Source organism: Variovorax sp. CAN15, assembly GCF_030462475.1.
Classification (GTDB): Bacteria; Pseudomonadota; Gammaproteobacteria; order Burkholderiales; family Burkholderiaceae_C; genus Variovorax.
Map to the genome: position 1 here is coordinate 62,742 of NZ_JASMRZ010000006.1, position 15,443 is coordinate 78,184.

The 15,443-nt window shown below is 68.5% G+C and carries 15 protein-coding genes; 3 read left to right on the forward strand and 12 right to left on the reverse strand.

All coding sequences use genetic code 11. From position 1 onward, the window contains the following. Positions 1-43: 43 nt before the first annotated feature. The 8 genes from QMO14_RS07065 to QMO14_RS07100 all read right to left on the reverse strand — a co-directional run bounded on the left by QMO14_RS07065 (position 44) and on the right by QMO14_RS07100 (position 7,383). Positions 44-1,330, reverse strand: a complete 1,287-nt coding sequence (locus tag QMO14_RS07065) for an O-acetylhomoserine aminocarboxypropyltransferase/cysteine synthase family protein (RefSeq protein WP_301505664.1) — start codon at positions 1,328-1,330, stop codon at positions 44-46. Positions 1,331-1,370: 40 nt separating this feature from the next. Then, the gene (locus QMO14_RS07070) at positions 1,371-2,216 is read right to left on the reverse strand and encodes an ATP-binding cassette domain-containing protein (protein WP_301505665.1); all 846 of its coding nucleotides are present in this window, start codon (positions 2,214-2,216) and stop codon (positions 1,371-1,373) included. A 128-nt stretch (positions 2,217-2,344) separates the two neighbouring features. After that, complete coding sequence (ssuC, locus tag QMO14_RS07075; protein ID WP_301505666.1) at positions 2,345-3,193, reverse strand: aliphatic sulfonate ABC transporter permease SsuC; 849 nt, start codon at positions 3,191-3,193, stop codon at positions 2,345-2,347. A gap of 9 nt (positions 3,194-3,202) precedes the next feature. Beyond that, complete coding sequence (gene ssuD, locus QMO14_RS07080) at positions 3,203-4,372, reverse strand: FMNH2-dependent alkanesulfonate monooxygenase (RefSeq protein WP_301505667.1); 1,170 nt, start codon at positions 4,370-4,372, stop codon at positions 3,203-3,205. Beyond that, complete coding sequence (locus QMO14_RS07085; RefSeq protein ID WP_301505668.1) at positions 4,372-5,328, reverse strand: sulfonate ABC transporter substrate-binding protein; 957 nt, start codon at positions 5,326-5,328, stop codon at positions 4,372-4,374. Before QMO14_RS07085 ends, ssuD begins: the two co-directional genes overlap by 1 nt. A 30-nt stretch (positions 5,329-5,358) precedes the next feature. Further along, positions 5,359-5,496, reverse strand: coding sequence for a hypothetical protein (locus tag QMO14_RS07090; RefSeq protein WP_301505669.1), 138 nt, complete (start codon positions 5,494-5,496; stop codon positions 5,359-5,361). Between the two features lie 122 nt (positions 5,497-5,618). Then, complete coding sequence (gene ssuE, locus QMO14_RS07095) at positions 5,619-6,203, reverse strand: NADPH-dependent FMN reductase (RefSeq protein ID WP_301505670.1); 585 nt, start codon at positions 6,201-6,203, stop codon at positions 5,619-5,621. A gap of 130 nt (positions 6,204-6,333) precedes the next feature. Then, on the reverse strand, positions 6,334-7,383 hold the full coding sequence (locus QMO14_RS07100) for a sulfate ABC transporter substrate-binding protein (RefSeq protein WP_301505671.1): 1,050 nt from the start codon (positions 7,381-7,383) through the stop codon (positions 6,334-6,336). A gap of 174 nt (positions 7,384-7,557) precedes the next feature. Between QMO14_RS07100 and QMO14_RS07105 the strand changes: the two genes are divergently transcribed. The 3 genes from QMO14_RS07105 (at position 7,558) to QMO14_RS07115 (ending at position 10,782) form a co-directional block, all read left to right on the forward strand. Further along, positions 7,558-7,833: an oxidative damage protection protein gene (locus QMO14_RS07105; RefSeq protein ID WP_301505672.1), complete on the forward strand. Its 276-nt coding sequence runs from the start codon at positions 7,558-7,560 to the stop codon at positions 7,831-7,833. Positions 7,834-7,890: 57 nt separating this feature from the next. Further along, positions 7,891-9,789: an FAD-dependent 5-carboxymethylaminomethyl-2-thiouridine(34) oxidoreductase MnmC gene (gene mnmC, locus QMO14_RS07110; protein ID WP_301505673.1), complete on the forward strand. Its 1,899-nt coding sequence runs from the start codon at positions 7,891-7,893 to the stop codon at positions 9,787-9,789. A gap of 84 nt (positions 9,790-9,873) precedes the next feature. Then, complete coding sequence (locus QMO14_RS07115) at positions 9,874-10,782, forward strand: transglutaminase family protein (protein WP_301505674.1); 909 nt, start codon at positions 9,874-9,876, stop codon at positions 10,780-10,782. Between the two features lie 20 nt (positions 10,783-10,802). On the opposite strand, the gene QMO14_RS07120 is transcribed toward QMO14_RS07115, so the two are convergent. From QMO14_RS07120 to QMO14_RS07135, 4 genes are all read right to left on the reverse strand, one after another. Beyond that, positions 10,803-12,029 (reverse strand): glycerophosphodiester phosphodiesterase, encoded by a 1,227-nt coding sequence (locus QMO14_RS07120; protein WP_301505675.1) that lies wholly within the window; start codon positions 12,027-12,029, stop codon positions 10,803-10,805. Between the two features lie 153 nt (positions 12,030-12,182). Next, positions 12,183-13,115, reverse strand: coding sequence for a crotonase/enoyl-CoA hydratase family protein (locus QMO14_RS07125; RefSeq protein WP_301505676.1), 933 nt, complete (start codon positions 13,113-13,115; stop codon positions 12,183-12,185). Positions 13,116-13,200: 85 nt separating this feature from the next. Further along, on the reverse strand, positions 13,201-14,691 hold the full coding sequence (locus QMO14_RS07130) for a HAMP domain-containing sensor histidine kinase (protein ID WP_301505777.1): 1,491 nt from the start codon (positions 14,689-14,691) through the stop codon (positions 13,201-13,203). Between the two features lie 2 nt (positions 14,692-14,693). After that, entirely contained in the window at positions 14,694-15,419 is a 726-nt protein-coding gene (locus QMO14_RS07135) for a response regulator transcription factor (RefSeq protein ID WP_301505677.1), read from the reverse strand. Positions 15,420-15,443 lie beyond the last annotated feature (24 nt).

The following is a 15,443-nucleotide window of genomic DNA, read 5'->3' on the forward strand; positions in this document are numbered from 1 at the left end:
CGTTGAGGAAAAGCACGAAGCGGTGGAATGAAAAGAGCAGCGCTCAGGAAGCTGCGGCCAGCGCCGCGTCCAGGTCCGCCAGCAGGTCGTCGATGTGCTCGATGCCGACCGACAGGCGCACCGTGTCCTCGGTCACGCCGGCCCTGGCCAGCTCCTCGGGTGAGAGCTGGCGGTGCGTGGTGGATGCGGGATGCGTGGCCAGCGAGCGCACGTCACCGATGTTGACCAGGCGCGTGAAGAGTTTCAGCGCGTCGAGGAACCTCGCGCCACCTTCGCGTCCCGAGCCGATGCCGAAGGTCAGCACGCCGCTGGCCTTGCCGCCGAGGTACTTCTTCGCGAGCGCATGGTCGGGGTGGTCTTCGAGCGCCGCGTAGTTGACCCATTTCACCGCCTTGTGCGTCTTCAGGTGCTGCGCCACACGCAACGCGTTGTCGCTGATGCGATCCACGCGCAGCGCCAGCGTCTCGATGCCCTGCAGGATCAGGAAGGCGTTGAACGGCGAGATGGCCGCGCCCGTGTTGCGCAGCGGCACCACGCGCGCGCGGCCGATGTAGGCGGCCGGGCCGAGCGCGTCGGTGTAGACCACGCCGTGGTAGCTCACATCGGGCTCGTTCAGGCGCTTGAAGCGCTGCTTGTGCTCCGCCCACGGGAACTTGCCCGAATCGACGATGGCGCCGCCGATGCTGGTGCCGTGGCCGCCCAGGTACTTGGTGAGCGAGTGCACCACGATGTCGGCGCCGTGCTCGATGGGCCGGCTCAGGTAGGGCGACGGCACCGTGTTGTCGACGATCAGCGGCACGCCGTTGCGGTGCGCGATCTCGGCGATGGCCGCGATGTCCGTCACATTGCCCGCCGGGTTGCCGAGCGATTCGACGAACACGGCCTTGGTCCGCTCGTCGAAGAGCTTCTCGAAGCTCGACGGATCGCGGTGGTCCGCGAAGCGCGTGGTGATGCCGAACTGCGGCAGCGTGTGGGCGAACAGGTTGTAGGTGCCGCCGTAGAGCGCGGTGCTGCTGACGATGTTGTCGCCGGCCTCGGCGATGGTCTGGATCGCGTAGGTCACGGCCGCCTGCCCCGAGGCCAGCGCGAGCGCGGCGATGCCGCCTTCGAGCGCCGCCACGCGCTGCTCCAGCACGTCCTGCGTCGGGTTGTTGATGCGGGTGTAGATGTTGCCCGGCACCTTCAGGTCGAACAGGTCGGCGCCGTGCTGGGCGCTGTCGAAGGCGTAGGCCACCGTCTGGTAGATGGGCGGCGCCACGGCGCGGGTGGTCGGATCGGGCGAATAGCCGGCGTGGACCGACAGGGTTTCGAATTTCCAGTTCTGCGACATGCGACTGCCTTTCAGTTTGGCGGTTGGATGAGAAGGCTCGTCAGATCGCCCAGCGCAATGCATGCGCCGGGGTTGCGAGCCAGCTGGCGTCGGTGCTCTCGGTTTCCGTCTCTTCGGACTTCTGCAGCACCCTGTCGAGGATTCGTTTTTCAATTGCCGCGAAGGCCGGGTCACCCTGCGAGCGCGGGCGGGCCAGCGCGATGTTCTCGTCGAGCGCGATGCGGCCGTCCTCGATGAGGATCACGCGGTCGGCCAGCGCCACGGCTTCCTGCACGTCGTGCGTCACCAGCAGCGCGGTGAAGCGGTGGCGCTGCCACAGGTTCTCGATGAGGCGGTGCATCTCGATGCGCGTCAGCGCATCCAGCGCGCCCAGCGGCTCGTCGAGCAGCAGCAGCCGCGGGTGGTGCACCAGCGCGCGCGCCAGGGCCACGCGCTGGCGCTGGCCGCCCGAAAGGCGCGCCGGCCATTCGTTCTCGCGGTCGGCCAGGCCAACCTGCGCCAGAACCTCCTTGCCGCGCGTCTTGGCATCGTTCGGCAGGCCCAGCGTCACGTTGTCGAGCACGCGGCGCCATGGCAGCAGGCGCGCCTCCTGGAACATGATGCGGGTGTCGTCGTGCAGGCCGTTCACCGCCTTGCCGTCGGTGTAGAGCCCGCCGGAACTCGGCTCCTCCAGGCCCGCGATCAGCCGCAGCAGCGTGCTCTTGCCGCAGCCGCTGCGCCCGACGATGGCGATGAACTGGCCCGGCTCGATGGTCAGGCGCGTATTGCGCAGCACTTCGCGCGCGCCATAGCGCTTGTGCAGGCCGCGCGCTTCCAGGCGCACGCCGCCGGCGATGCCTTCGTGCGAACGAGCCAGGGGTTGGATGTCTTTCAGTACGGCACTCATGGTTTCTTCAGGCTCCGGGCTTGAACAGCGCCACGTTCGGCGCATCGATCGTTCGGGGAAGCAGTCTTTCGGCGAGGACGGCGGCACGGCGAGTGATGGAGGCTGATGAATGCGTCATTCCCCGGCCCTCACTTCGCCTTCTTCTGGTAGCCGGGATGCCAGCGCAGCCACCATTGCTCCAGTCCGCGCGCGAACAGGTCGGCCAGCTTGCCGAGCAGCGCGTACAGCAGGATGCCCACCAGCACGATGTCGGTCTGCAGGAACTCGCGGGCGTTCATCGTGAGGTAGCCGATGCCGGCCTGCGCCGAGATGGTCTCGGCCACGATCAGGATCACCCACATCAGGCCCAGCGAGAAGCGCAGCCCCACGAGGATCGACGACAGCGCGCCCGGCAGGATCACCTCGCGGTACAGCTGCCAGCGCGAGAGGCCGTAGGTGCGCCCCATCTCGATGAGCTGCGGATCGACATTGCGGATGCCGTGGAAGGTGTTCAGGTAGATCGGGAAGAACACCGACACCGAGATGAGAAACAGCTTGGCCGACTCGTCGATACCGAACCACAGGATCACCAGCGGAATCAGCGCCAGCGCCGGGATGTTGCGCACCATCTGGATGGTGGAGTCGAGCAGCGTCTCGGCGAACTTCACCGAGCCCGTGAGAAGCCCAAGCGCCAGCCCCGCGCCGCCGCCGACGGCCAGCCCCGCGAGCGCCCGGCCCGCGCTGACCTTCACGTGCGTCCACAGCTCGCCCGACACCGTGAGGTTCCACGCGGCCTTCACCACGTCGACCGGCGCCGGCAGCACGCGGGTGCTGAGCCAGCCCAGCGACGACGCGATCTGCCAGAAGACGATGAGTCCCACCGGCACCAGCCACGGCACCAGCCGCTTCGCGACGTTGACGGCGAAGGCCTTGAATGCGTTGTTGCCCGCGCTCTCGGCGGGCGCCACCGCCGGCAGTTCCTGAACCTGTTCGGTCATGACAGTCCTTCAGCTTTGAGAAACGAGGCGGGAAGGCGCGTCGAGGTTGGCGACGACCTCGCCGAACGGGCCGCTCAACGAGCCGCCCGCAAGCTGCGTCTTCGCCTTGCGCGACAGCAGCGGGAACACCAGTTCGGCGAATCGGTAGGCCTCCTCAAGATGCGGGTAGCCCGACAGGATGAACTTGTCCAGGCCCAGTGCCGCGTATTCCTCGATGCGCGCCGCGACCGTCTTCGGATCGCCCACGAGCGCCGTACCGGCACCGCCGCGCACCAGGCCCACGCCGGCCCACAGGTTGGGCGCGATCTCCAGTTCGGCGCGCGAGCGCTTCGCGCCGCCCGCGTGCAGCGCGGCCATGCGGCGCTGCCCTTCCGAATCCATGCGCGCAAAGGCGGCCTGCGCGCGGATCACCGTCTCGTCGTCCACGCGGCTGATGAGTTCCTCGGCAGCCTTCCAGGCAGCGTCTTCCGTCTCGCGCACGATCACGTGCAGGCGGATGCCGAACTCGACCTTGCGGCCCTTGCGCTCGGCGCGCGCCCGTACGTCGGCGATCTTCTTCGCGACTTCGGCGGGCGGCTCGCCCCAGGTGAGGTAGGCGTCGACCTGCTCCGCCGCCAGCTCATGCGCGGGCGCGGAGGAGCCGCCGAACCACACGGGCGGATAAGGCTTCTGCACCGGCGGGTAGAGCAGCTTCGCGCCCTTCACGCTCAGGTGCCTGCCCTCGTAGTCGAAGGCCTGCCCGCCGTGGCTGCGCGCGATGATCTCGCGCCAGATGCGGATGAACTCCGCCGACTGCTCGTAGCGCGAGGCATGGTCGAGATACACGCCGTCGCCTTCGAGCTCGGCCTGGTCGCCGCCCGTCACGAGGTTGACGAGCAGGCGCCCGCCCGAAAGCCGGTCGAAGGTCGCGGCCATGCGCGCAGCCAGGCTGGGCTGGTGCAGCCCGGGGCGCACCGCCACCAGGAACTTGAGCTTCTTCGTCGCGCCGATCAGGCTGGAGGCGATGACCCACGGGTCTTCGCAGGAGCGGCCCGTCGGAATCAGTACGCCCTCGTAGCCGAGGTTGTCGGCCGCGCCGGCGATCTGCTGCAGGTAGGCCAGGTCGATGGGGCGCGCGCCCTCGCTGGTGCCGAGGTAGCGGGCGTCGCCGTGCGTGGGGAGGAACCAGAAGATATGCATCACGCGACTCCCGCGCCGGCAGCTTCGAGCACGTTGATCCTTTTCGGGATCAGCTTCAGCTCGAAGAAGGTGTCGGCAATCTTCTGCTGCTCGGCCAGGATGGCCTTGGTGATCGGTGCCGTGCCGTAGGCCGAGCGGTTCACCGACAGTTCCGCCACCGGCTTCGGCAGGCCCCAGAGCGCGGCCAGTTCGCCGGCCAGCGCGCCCTTGTTGGCGGCGCCCCATGCGTCGACCTTGTTGAGCTCCTCGATCGCGATGGACAGCACGTCGGCGTTCTTCGCCGCGTAGTCCAGCGACGAGAAGTAGTAGGCGCGGTTGCCGACCACGCCCGTGGCATCGGCCAGCACGCGTGCCTCCAGCGACTTCTCGGCGGCGGCCAGGAATGGGTCCCAGATCACCCAGACGTCGACCGAACCTTTCTCGAAGGCGGCGCGCGCATCGGCCGGCGGCAGGTAGACCAGGTTCAGGTCGGCGAAGGCCAGGCCGTGCTTCTCGAACAGCTTGACGATGAAGTAGTGGACGTTCGAGCCCTTGTTGAGCGCGATCTTCTTGCCCTTGAGCTGCGCGACCGTCTTGATGGCCGAGCCCCTGGGCACCAGCACCGCCTCCGACTGCGGACGCGGCACGGTCGCGCCCACGTAGGCCAGCGGCGCGCCGGCGGCCTGCGCGAAGATGGGCGGTGCCTCGCCCACGTCGCCGAAGTCGATCGAGCCGACGTTCAGCGCCTCGAGCTGCACGGGACCGGCGGTGAACTCGGTCCACTTCACGCTCACGCCCAGCGGCGCCAGGCGCTTCTCGAGCGTGCCGCGGCCCTTGAGCAGCGTGAGGTAGCCCTTCTGGTGGCCGATGCGGAACTGGCGCTCGGGCGCTTGCGCCAGTGCACCAAACGAAGGCAGCGCGATGGCGGCGGCAACGCCCTGGATCAGGCGGCGGCGGGGTGCGGAAATCAGTGTCATGGGATGGGTCTCGATGGGTTGGCCGCGCGCTCAGGCAGCGGCGGTGAAGCTGACGATCAACGCGATGGCGCTGACCACGATGGCGCTCACGGCCAGATCGCCCAGCGCATGCCACAGCGAGCGCGGCGTCGTGTCGAGCACGGAGTCTTCGGTGGCAACGGGGTTCATGCGTGGATTCCTTGGTGTTGCAAAACGTCGGGCAAAAGCTGTCCCGTGCCGCGCACAGGCGGTTTTCAAAAAGCGGGATCAGGGATGAGGTCGAAAGAGCCGGGCTCGCGCGGAGCCCCGTTCTAGACGCTACATCGCACGCGGGAAAACGGCACCGGCTCGAAGCCGTGCGTGGCAGGCAGCTTGAGGCCTTCGGTGGCAAGCAGCTCGACGGCCTCGTTGAGTCGTTCGGCCAGGTCGTTATGCACCTGGTAGGCGTTCTCGGGCGTCAGCGCGATCTGCGATTCGCTGGCGTACACGCCCGGAAGAATGTGGCGCGCCGACAGCGACTGCAGCACGGGCCGAAGCGCGTAGTCGAGCGCAAGCATGTGGTGCGGGCTGCCGCCGGTGGCCAGCGGCAGCACCGTCTTGCCCTTGAGCGCGTTCTGCGAGAGCAGATCGAGAAAGACCTTGAGCAGTCCGCTGTAGGCCGCCTTGTAGACCGGCGTGGCCACCACGATCACGCGCGCCGCCGCCACCTGGGCGATGGCCCGCTCGATGGCCGGATGGTTCCACTCGGCCAGCAGCAGCGCCTGCGCCGGCAGTTCGCGAACGGCGAGCCGCTCGATCCGCGCGTGGCGCTGGGCCAGCCGCTCGCCCACCGCGTCGAGCAAGGCGGTGGAGCGGGACGGGGCCGTGGGACTGCCGGCAATCAGGAGAACGGACACAAGAAACCTTCGTTCGAGAGAAAAGGAGCGCGAATTCGTGGGGGCCGCCGCGCACGGCCGCCCGAAGCGGCCGGCCCGCCCCCGGCAGGGGGGTGGGCGAAGCGACACGAAGTGCGCGCAGCCTGGGGGGTTACCTTTGTTTTGCGGTGTAGATCTGGTCGAAGGAGCCGCCGTCGGCGAAGTGCTCCTTGTCTGCCTTCGCCCAGCCGCCGAAGGCCTGGTCGATGGTCACCAGCGTGAGCTTGGGAAACTGCCTGTCGTACTTGGCCTTGGCCTTCTCGGAGGTCGGGCGGTAGAAGTTGCGGCCCGCGATGTCCTGGCCTTCGTCCGAGTACAGGTACTTCAGATACTCCTCGGCCACGGCGCGCGTGCCTTTCTTGTCGACGACCTTGTCGACCACCGACACGCTGGGCTCGGCCAGGATGGAGATCGACGGCACCACGATCTCGAACTTCTCGGGGCCGAATTCCTTCAGCGCCAGGAAGGCTTCGTTCTCCCAGGCCAGCAGCACATCGCCGACGCCGCGCTGCACGAAGGTGATGGTCGAGCCGCGCGCGCCGGTGTCGAGCACGGGCACGTTCTTGAACAGGTTGCCGATGTATTCCTTGGCCTTTGCATCGCCGCCGTACTTGCGCTTGGCGAATTCCCATGCGGCCAGGTAGTTCCAGCGGGCGCCGCCCGAGGTCTTGGGGTTGGGTGTGATCACCTGCACGCCGGGCTTGACCAGGTCGTCCCAGTCCTTCAGGCCCTTGGGGTTGCCCTTCTTCACCAGGAACACGATGGTCGAGGTGTAGGGCGCGGAGTTGTGCGGCAGACGCTTCTGCCAGTCGGCCTTGACCAGGCCGCCGTGCGTGACGAGCGCGTCGATGTCGCCCCCGAGCGCCAGCGTGGCCACGTCGGCGTCGATGCCGTCGATGATCGAGCGGGCCTGCTTGCCCGAGCCGCCGTGCGACTGCTTGACCGTCACGTCCTGTCCGGTCTTGGCCTTCCAGTACCTGGCAAAGGCCTGGTTGTAGTCCACGTAGAGCTCGCGGGTCGGGTCGTAGGACACGTTCAGCAGCGTCACGGGGCCCTTGGCCGCCGCCGCGCCCTGCGCGAACGCCGGCAACGCCGACAGGGCCATGGCACCGGCCACGCCGGCACCCAGGGAAAGCTTGATAAAGTCGCGGCGAAGGCTCATGGTGTCTTGCTCTGAAAAGGCATATCGATGAAGCTGCGTATTCTCAATACGACATATAGAAACTGGAACGAACGAGTTTTCAGTTCCAAATAGCCAAATCAACTAAGAAGCCAATCAGCGGGTCGCCCGCTTTTTTTCCGTCTCCCCACTTTTCCCGTTCAGAAGGCAATAGAAATGGCACGCATGGTTCAGTGCATCAAGCTCGGCAAAGAGGCCGAAGGTCTCGACTTCCCGCCCTACCCAGGCGAACTGGGCAAGCGGCTGTGGGAAAACGTCAGCAAGGAAGCCTGGGCCGCCTGGCTCAAGCAGCAGACCATGCTGGTCAACGAAAACCGGCTGAACCTGGCCGATCTGCGCGCCCGCCAGTACCTGGCGCGGCAGATGGAAAAGCACTTCTTCGGCGAAGGCGCAGACGTGGCCCAGGGCTACGTTCCTCCCTCGGCCCCCTGACGGTCGCCACCGCGATTGCCGCCCACCTCTTCTTCAGGAAACACCGCGGAACCGGCTTTGCCGGGCTGCAGGTGTCGCCCCCTCGAAGGGGGTGAGCGAAGCGACACGAAGTGCGCACAGCCTGGGGGTGAGCCTGTTGCCTGGCGCGCCGACGGCGTTCCGCGAAGCGAGCGCTTCGACGACATCTATCACACCGAAACCGGCGCACTGGCCCAGTCGCGCCACGTTTTTCTGGGCGGGTGCGGCCTGCCCGAGGCCTGGGGCGGACAGCCCCAATGGCGGATTCTCGAAACCGGCTTCGGCCTGGGCCTCAATTTCCTGACAACCTGGCAGGCGTGGCGCGCCGATCCGGCGCGGCCGCGGCTGCTGCACTTCGTCTCGGTCGAGGCCCATCCGGTCTCGGCCGGCGATCTGGTGCGCGCGGCCGGGACGTATCCCGAACTCGCTCCGCTGGCCGGTGAGCTGGCCGCGCAATGGAACGGCCTGCTGCCCGGCTTCCACCGGCTGGCCTTCGACGAGGGCCGCGTGCTGCTCACGCTGTGCATCGGCGACGTGCAGCCGATGCTGCGCGCCCAGCGCTTCGAGGCCGACGGCATCTTCCTGGACGGCTTCAGCCCGCAGCAGAACCCGGAAATGTGGTCTGCAGACACGCTCAAGGCGGTGTCGCGCTTCGCCCGCCAGGGCACGCGCATCGCCACCTGGACCATCGCGCGGGCGATCCGCGACGCGCTCGCGCAGCAGGGCTTCGTCGTGGAGAAGCGCCCCGGCCTGCCGCCCAAGCGCGACTGCCTGCGCGGCACCTTCGCGCCTGCCTGGACCGTGCGCCGCCGCGAACCCGCGCCGGAGCGCGTCGAGGCGCCGGGCCGCTGTGCCGTCATCGGGGCCGGCCTCGCGGGCGCGGCCGTGGCGGCCAGCCTTGCGCGGCGCGGCTGGCAGGTGACGGTGCTCGACGCGGCCGACTGGCCCGCCTCCGGCGCATCGGGGCTGCCGGTGGGCATGCTGGCGCCGCATGTGTCGCCCGACGATGCACTGCTCTCCCGGCTCACGCGCGCCGGCATCCGGGCGACCTGGACCGAGCTGGCACGGTTGCTCGAGGAAGGCCGGGACTGGCGCGCAAGCGGCGTGCTGGAGCGCCGGCCTGATGGCGATGTCCGCGTGCCCGCCGGCTGGAACAACCTGGGGCCGAACGAATCGTGGCCCGCCAGTGCCGATCAGCTGGCAGCGGCCGGCTTGCCCGCCGATGTTCCCGCGATCTGGCATGCCCGCGCGGCCTGGGTAAAGCCGCAGCAGTTAGTCGCGGCGTGGCTGCGCCAGCCGGGCGTCGAGTTCCGTGGCGGTTGCCGGGTGGCGCGGCTGGAGCGCCATGAAGGCGGCTGGGAGCTGTTCGATCCGTCTGGCGAACTGCTGACAGAAGCAGATCGCGTCGTCATCTGCGCCGGCTTCGAATCGGGTCGCTTCGCTCCCGCACTCCCCCTACAGCCAGTACGCGGACAGGTCGCCTGGGGCCCGGTGCCCGACGACAGCACCCTGCTGCCCGCCACGCCAGTCAACGGCGACGGCCATCTGATCGCCCACGTCCCCGGCGAGCACGGCGAGGCCCCGATTTGGCTCGCTGGCGCCACCTTCGATCGCGACAGCACCAGCCTCGAGCCGACCGAGGCGGACAGCGCCGCGAACCGCGAGCGCCTCGCGCGCCTGCACCCGGCCGCCGCCGGGGCGCTGACCGATGGCGAGAGCCACACATGGGTCGGCGTTCGATGCGCTTCGGGCGACCGGCGTCCCCTTGTGGGCCCTGTCGATGCCGGCGACGCCGGCCTATGGGCCTGCACCGCGCTGGGTTCGCGCGGCCTGAGCTTCGCGGCCCTGTGCGCCGAACTGCTGGCCGCGCAATGGCACGCCGAGCCACTGCCCCTGCCGGTCGCACTGGCCAAGGCGCTCGGTACGCAGAGACTCTGAACAACCTGGCCGAGTGCCCTGGCGATCAGAACTGGCGTGTGGCTCACGCCACGCTTTGCCGCGCGAAGGCACGAGAATGAGTCCATGGCCACCCAATACGACATCAGGCACACCACCGTCTACCGCTACAACCAGCCGGTCAGCTTCGGCCTGCACCGGGTGATGTTCCGCCCGCGCGACAGCCACGACCTGCGCGTGCTGGCCACCGACCTGCAGGTGAGCCCGGAGGCGAACACGCGGCTCATCCAGGACCCGTACTCCAACTCCGTCGCGCTGGTGCAGCCGCTGGGCGAAGCCACCGAGCTGCGCATCGTGTGCTCCTTCACCATCGAGCATGTGCCGCCCTCGCAGCGCGACCTGTTCACGCTCGACCCGTCCGCCGAGTTCCTGCCCTTTGCCTACTCGGTGCAGGAGCGCCTCGACCTGGAGCACTATCTTCGCCCCCACCACAACGACGACGGACAGGGCACGCTGATCCGCTGGGCCCGCCAGTTCCTGCGGACCGACAAGCCCAACAGCACGCGCGACGTGCTCACGCGCATGAACGCGCACATCGGCCAGAGCTTCGAATACAAGGCGCGCGACGAGGAAGGCACGCAGACGCCGCTGGAAACGCTGGCGCTGGGCAGCGGCAGCTGCCGCGACTACGCGCTGCTGATGATGGAAGCCACGCGCCGCCTGGGCATCGCGACGCGCTTCGTTTCGGGCTATCTCTACGACGCGGCGCTCGACGCTGCGGCGCAGACACAAGGAGAACTGGGCTCGATGACCGGCGCCGGCACCACGCACGCCTGGCTGCAGGCCTACCTGCCGGGCGTGGGCTGGCTGGCCTTCGATCCCACCAACAACCTCATGGCCAGCGGCCAGCTGATCCGCGTCGGCGTGGCGCGCGACCCCGCGCTGGCGGCACCGATCTCGGGCAGCTGGTTCGGCGACCCCGAGGCCTACGAGGGCCTCGAGGCCACGGTGATCGTCACGCGCCGCGAAAGCTGACGGCGACGCCGCCAGCCGCGTTATTTCGCGCGCGCCGCGCGGTACGCATTGACCGCCGGCACCGCCGTCGCGGGGCTGTCGGCGAAGAGACCATCGATGCCCGCGTCGAGGAACGCCTTGATCTCACCGGCCGTGTCGCCGTATGCGATCGGATCGGCCTTCGGCTCCTTCTTGAGGCTGTCGGGCAAGAAGTTGTTCTCGGGTCTGACGGTCCAGATGTGGACCTGCAGCTTCTTGTCATGCGCGTCCTTCACGAGCGTGGTCGGCGCGCCGAGCTTGCCGTCGACCACCGGGATCACGCGTGCCTTTGCCGTACCGATGCCCTGCGCATACGTCGCGATCCCGGCCAGGCCCTCGGGCGTCACCAGATCGGCATAGGTGCGCCTGTCGCGCAGCGCCGCGAGGTCATAGGGTGCGCCCTGCCCGTCGATGAGCTGGACGATCTTCACCGGGCTCTTCAGGCGGATGTCCTTGAGGTTGCCGGTCTCGAAGGACTGCACGAACACCGGAGCTTCGGCCTTGTTCAGGTCGTGCTTCTGCAGCGTGTCGATCAGCCTCTGCTCCAGGGGCAGGCCGATGGAGCGGAAGTAGGTCGGGTGCTTGGTCTCGGGGTAGATGCCGATCACGCGGCCCTTGGTTATGGTCTGCGACTTGGCCAGCTGGATAACCTCGTCGAGCGTGGGCACCTGGAACTGGTCGTTGTACGAGACGTTGGCCGGGCGCAGCTTCGGAATGCGCTCGCGGGCCTTCAGCTCCTTGAGTTCGGCCAGCGTGAAATCTTCGGTGAACCAGCCGGTGATCGAGACGCCGTCGACCACCTTGGTGGTCATGCGGCTGGCGTACTTCGGCACGTCGGCCACGTTGGTCGTCGCCTCGACCAGGTTGCCGTCCTTGACGATGGCGATGGCGTTCTCGTGGCGGGCGACGAGTTCGCCGTCCTTGGTGGCCACCAGGTCGGGCTCGATGAAGTCGGCCCCGTCGTCGATGGCCTGCTGGTAGGCCGCCAGCGTGTGCTCGGGACGCGAAGCCGAGGCGCCGCGATGGCCGATGACGAGGATCGGCCCCGCCTGGACAGGCGCCGGAGCAGGCGCGGGAGCCGCTGTCGGAGCGGAAGCCGGCGCCGGAGCCGGTGCGGGCATCGACGCGATCGGCAGCTGCGGCGTGCCACCGCTGCTGCCGCCGCAGGCGGAAATGAACGCGCAGGCGCAAGCCGCCAGCGTCGTCCGGGAAAAGATGAACGATTGCATTGAGATTCCTCCCTGATTTCTGTAGATCGATGCGAATGCACCCGCCCGCCGCTTCTTGGAGTTTTGGTCGGCTGGACGATGGGCGCGCCGGATCATCGAAGGAGGACATGTCGGTCGCATGACATGCGGCCGACATGAAAGCGGCGACTGCGTTCAGCCGCGCGCGGCCAGCTTCGCCTCCAGCTCGGCGATGCGCGCCCTCGCCTCGTCGCCTTCCGGAATCGGCCGGCCGCTGTCGCGCCACTGCACCGCGCTCTTGAAGCCCTCGGCTTCCGCCTGGCGCCTGAACCACATGCCCTCGGGGTTGTGGCGCGTGATGCCGTCGAACACGGTGGCGAAGATCTGGCTCTGCTCCAGCCCCATCGAGTGCCAGACCTGGTTGACGACCAGCTTGTGCATCATGAGGTGCGAACCCGGTACGCCCGCGATGCGCTGCGCGAGCTGCATCGTCGCCTCCTCCAGCCGCTCGGCCGGCACCGAGAAATTGGCCAGACCCCATTCGGCCGCTTGCGTGCCGGCGATGGTGTCGCCGGTGAACATGAGCTGCTTGGCGCGCATGGCGCCGAGGCGGTAGGTCCACATCGCGGTGGTCGGGCAGCCCCACACGCGCGTGGGCATGTAGCCGATGCGTGCATCGTCGGCCATGGTGAGCAGGTCGCAGCACAGCGCGATGTCGCTGCCGCCAGCCACCGCGTAGCCGTGCACCTTGGCGATGGTGGGCTTGCGGCTGCGCCACAGGGCCATGAAGTCGTCGGTGTTGCGCTTCATGGCGGCGTAGTCGAGCATCGGGTCCCAGGGCGTCTTCTCCTGCCGGCAGGGATGGTCGCCCTGTCCGCCGTCGCCGTTGCGGACATGGCCTTCGGCGTAGTCGCCGAGGTCATAGCCGGCGCAGAAGGCGCGGCCCGCGCCTTCGACCACGATCACATGCACCTCGTCGTCGGCCTCTGCCCATTCGACCGCGCGGCGTATCTCGGCGGGCGTGGTCTCGGCGATGGCGTTGAGCTTGTCGGGCCGGTTGAGCACGAGGCGCGCGATGCGCGGGTGCTGCGGGTCCTTGTCGATCAGGACGGTTTCGAAGGCTGGCATGGCGGGCTGTCTCCTTGTGTTGGGGGTCGATCGCGCCGCTTTTTTAGCATCGACCGCCACGCACGCCCAGCCCCGGGAAAAGCCTTCAGCCCGCTGTCGCCCCGCCCAGCTGGAAGCGGAACACCGCGCCCTTGTCGGCCTGCTGCACCAGCCGTATGTCGCTGCCGTGCAGCTGCAGGATGCGCTTGACGATCACCAGCCCCAGCCCGCCGCTGCTCGCCGTACCGTCGGCACGCGAGCCGCTCATGAACACCGGGCGCGTGAAGATCGCCTTCTGCAGCTCGCCCGGAATGCCCGGCCCCGTGTCGCTCACCTGCACCGTCACGCCTGCGTTTTCGGCGCGCAGCTGCACCACGATCTCCCCGCCCTCGGGCGTGTGGCGGATGGCGTTGTCCAGCAGGTTGGTCAGCACGCGCTCGATCATGCCGAGATCGGCCGACACCACCGGCAGGCCCGGCGCGATGTCGGGCTTCAGGCGCTGATGCCTGGCCTCCGCCGCCAGCTCGAACTTCTGGAACACGTCCTGCACCAGGTCGGCCAGCGCGAAGCTTTCCTTCTCGGGCTTGACCACGCCGTATTCGAGCCGCGCCAGTTCGAAGGCCTCCTGCGCCAGCCGGCCGACCTTGCGGCTCTGGCCCAGCGCGATTTCGAGGTAGCGCCGCCGCTCCGCCTCATCGAGCGTGCCGGCCTTGAGCAGCAGCGTTTCGAGGTAGCCGTGCAGCGATGTGAGCGGCGTGCGCAGGTCGTGCGAGATGTTGGCGAAGAGTTCGCGGCGCTGCTGGTCCTGCAGGGTCAGCTCGCGCCATTGCTCGGCGATGCGCCGCGTCATCTGCGCGAAGGCCTGGCCCAGCTGCGCGATCTCGTCGCTGCCGCGCGAAAGCCGCTCCAGCGTGGGCGCCTCGCCTTCGAGCGATGCGATGCCTTCGGTCTCGAAGCGCTTCACCGCCGCCGTGAGTTCGCGCAGCGGCCGCGTGATGAGGCGGAATGCCGCCAGCCCCGCCAGCAGCCCGAGCAGCGCCACCAGCCCCATCGTCCACAGCGTGGTGCGCAGCACGTTGTCGGCCGCCACGTTGGCGACCAGCGCATCGTGATCCTCGCCCTGCAGCACCACGTAGACGTAGCCGGCATCGCGCCCACCCATCTGCAGCGGTGCGGCGCTGAACACCTTGGCGCCGTTCGGGCTGCGCGGGTCGTCCCCCGCTATCGGCAGCGGGGCGCCCGACAGCAGCCTGCGAATGGGCGCCAGGTCGACCCTGTCGCGCTTCAGGTGTCCCGGCGGCGCCGCCTGCGCCTCGATGCGGCCGTCCAGGCCCAGCAGGTAGACCTCCACACTGGGGTTGACGGCCATCAGCTTGTCGAACAGGTCCTTCACCGCCGCCTGGTCGAGTCCACCGGGCTTCATGAGCTCCGAGTTTCCGGCGATGTGCGCCGCCAGCCCTAGCGACAGGCGCTGGACGACCTCCTGTTCGTGCATGCCGTTGGAGCGCACCTGCAGCCACACCGATGCGCCGCAGCACACCAGCAGCAGCACCGCGAACACGGCCGAAAGCCGCCGCGAGAGCGTGGCCCAGGCCATCGTCATGCGGCCTCCTCCGCGCTGCCGGTGGCGGAGAGCTTGTAGCCGCGCCCCCACACGGTGAGGATGCGCCGGGGCTGCGTGGGGTCGGCCTCCACCTTGGTGCGCAGCCGGTTGATGTGGGTGTTGACGGTGTGCTCGTAGCCGTCGTGCTGGTAGCCCCAGACCTGGTTGAGCAGGTCGAGCCGCGAGAACACCTTGCCGGGGTTGCGCGCGAAGAAGTACAGCAGGTCGAACTCGCGCGGCGTGAGCTCCACCGGCTTGCCGTCCACCCGCACCTCGCGCGCCAGCGGCTCGATGTCGAGGTTGCCCAGCGTGAGGCTGCCCGACTCCATGCGGGCGTTGCGCGCCATCGCGTCGGTGCGCCGCAGCAGCGCTTTCACGCGCGCCACCAGCTCCAGCACCGAGAAGGGCTTGGCCAGGTAGTCGTCGGCCCCCAGCTCCAGGCCGAGGATGCGGTGCACCTCGCTGGAACGGGCGCTGATGATGATGATCGGCGTGTAGCGCGCCATCGCGCGGGCGCGGCGGCAGATCTCGAGGCCGTCGACGCCGGGCAGCATCAGGTCGAGCACCAGCGCGTCCCAGTTGCCGCGCTCCAGCTCGCGCAGGCCGGCATGGCCGTCGGCGGCGTGCTCGACGGCATAGCCCTCGTCGCGCAGGTGCATGCGCAGCAGCTCGGCAATGTGGGCGTCGTCCTCGACGATCAGTACGCGCTTGGCAGAGTCCATGGTGGCGCCATTGTCCCGCGATAC

What these genes read in the sequence shown, in the direction of transcription:
- QMO14_RS07065 (WP_301505664.1), bottom strand. Translation starts at nt 1,330, where the DNA reads ATGTCGCAGAACTGGAAATTCGAAACCCTGTCGGTCCACGCCGGCTAT.
- QMO14_RS07070 (WP_301505665.1), bottom strand. Translation starts at nt 2,216, where the DNA reads ATGAGTGCCGTACTGAAAGACATCCAACCCCTGGCTCGTTCGCACGAA.
- ssuC (WP_301505666.1), bottom strand. Translation starts at nt 3,193, where the DNA reads ATGACCGAACAGGTTCAGGAACTGCCGGCGGTGGCGCCCGCCGAGAGC.
- ssuD (WP_301505667.1), bottom strand. Translation starts at nt 4,372, where the DNA reads ATGCATATCTTCTGGTTCCTCCCCACGCACGGCGACGCCCGCTACCTC.
- QMO14_RS07085 (WP_301505668.1), bottom strand. Translation starts at nt 5,328, where the DNA reads ATGACACTGATTTCCGCACCCCGCCGCCGCCTGATCCAGGGCGTTGCC.
- QMO14_RS07090 (WP_301505669.1), bottom strand. Translation starts at nt 5,496, where the DNA reads ATGAACCCCGTTGCCACCGAAGACTCCGTGCTCGACACGACGCCGCGC.
- QMO14_RS07100 (WP_301505671.1), bottom strand. Translation starts at nt 7,383, where the DNA reads ATGAGCCTTCGCCGCGACTTTATCAAGCTTTCCCTGGGTGCCGGCGTG.
- QMO14_RS07105 (WP_301505672.1), top strand. Translation starts at nt 7,558, where the DNA reads ATGGCACGCATGGTTCAGTGCATCAAGCTCGGCAAAGAGGCCGAAGGT.
- QMO14_RS07115 (WP_301505674.1), top strand. Translation starts at nt 9,874, where the DNA reads ATGGCCACCCAATACGACATCAGGCACACCACCGTCTACCGCTACAAC.
- QMO14_RS07120 (WP_301505675.1), bottom strand. Translation starts at nt 12,029, where the DNA reads ATGCAATCGTTCATCTTTTCCCGGACGACGCTGGCGGCTTGCGCCTGC.
- QMO14_RS07125 (WP_301505676.1), bottom strand. Translation starts at nt 13,115, where the DNA reads ATGCCAGCCTTCGAAACCGTCCTGATCGACAAGGACCCGCAGCACCCG.
- QMO14_RS07130 (WP_301505777.1), bottom strand. Translation starts at nt 14,691, where the DNA reads ATGGCCTGGGCCACGCTCTCGCGGCGGCTTTCGGCCGTGTTCGCGGTG.
- QMO14_RS07135 (WP_301505677.1), bottom strand. Translation starts at nt 15,419, where the DNA reads ATGGACTCTGCCAAGCGCGTACTGATCGTCGAGGACGACGCCCACATT.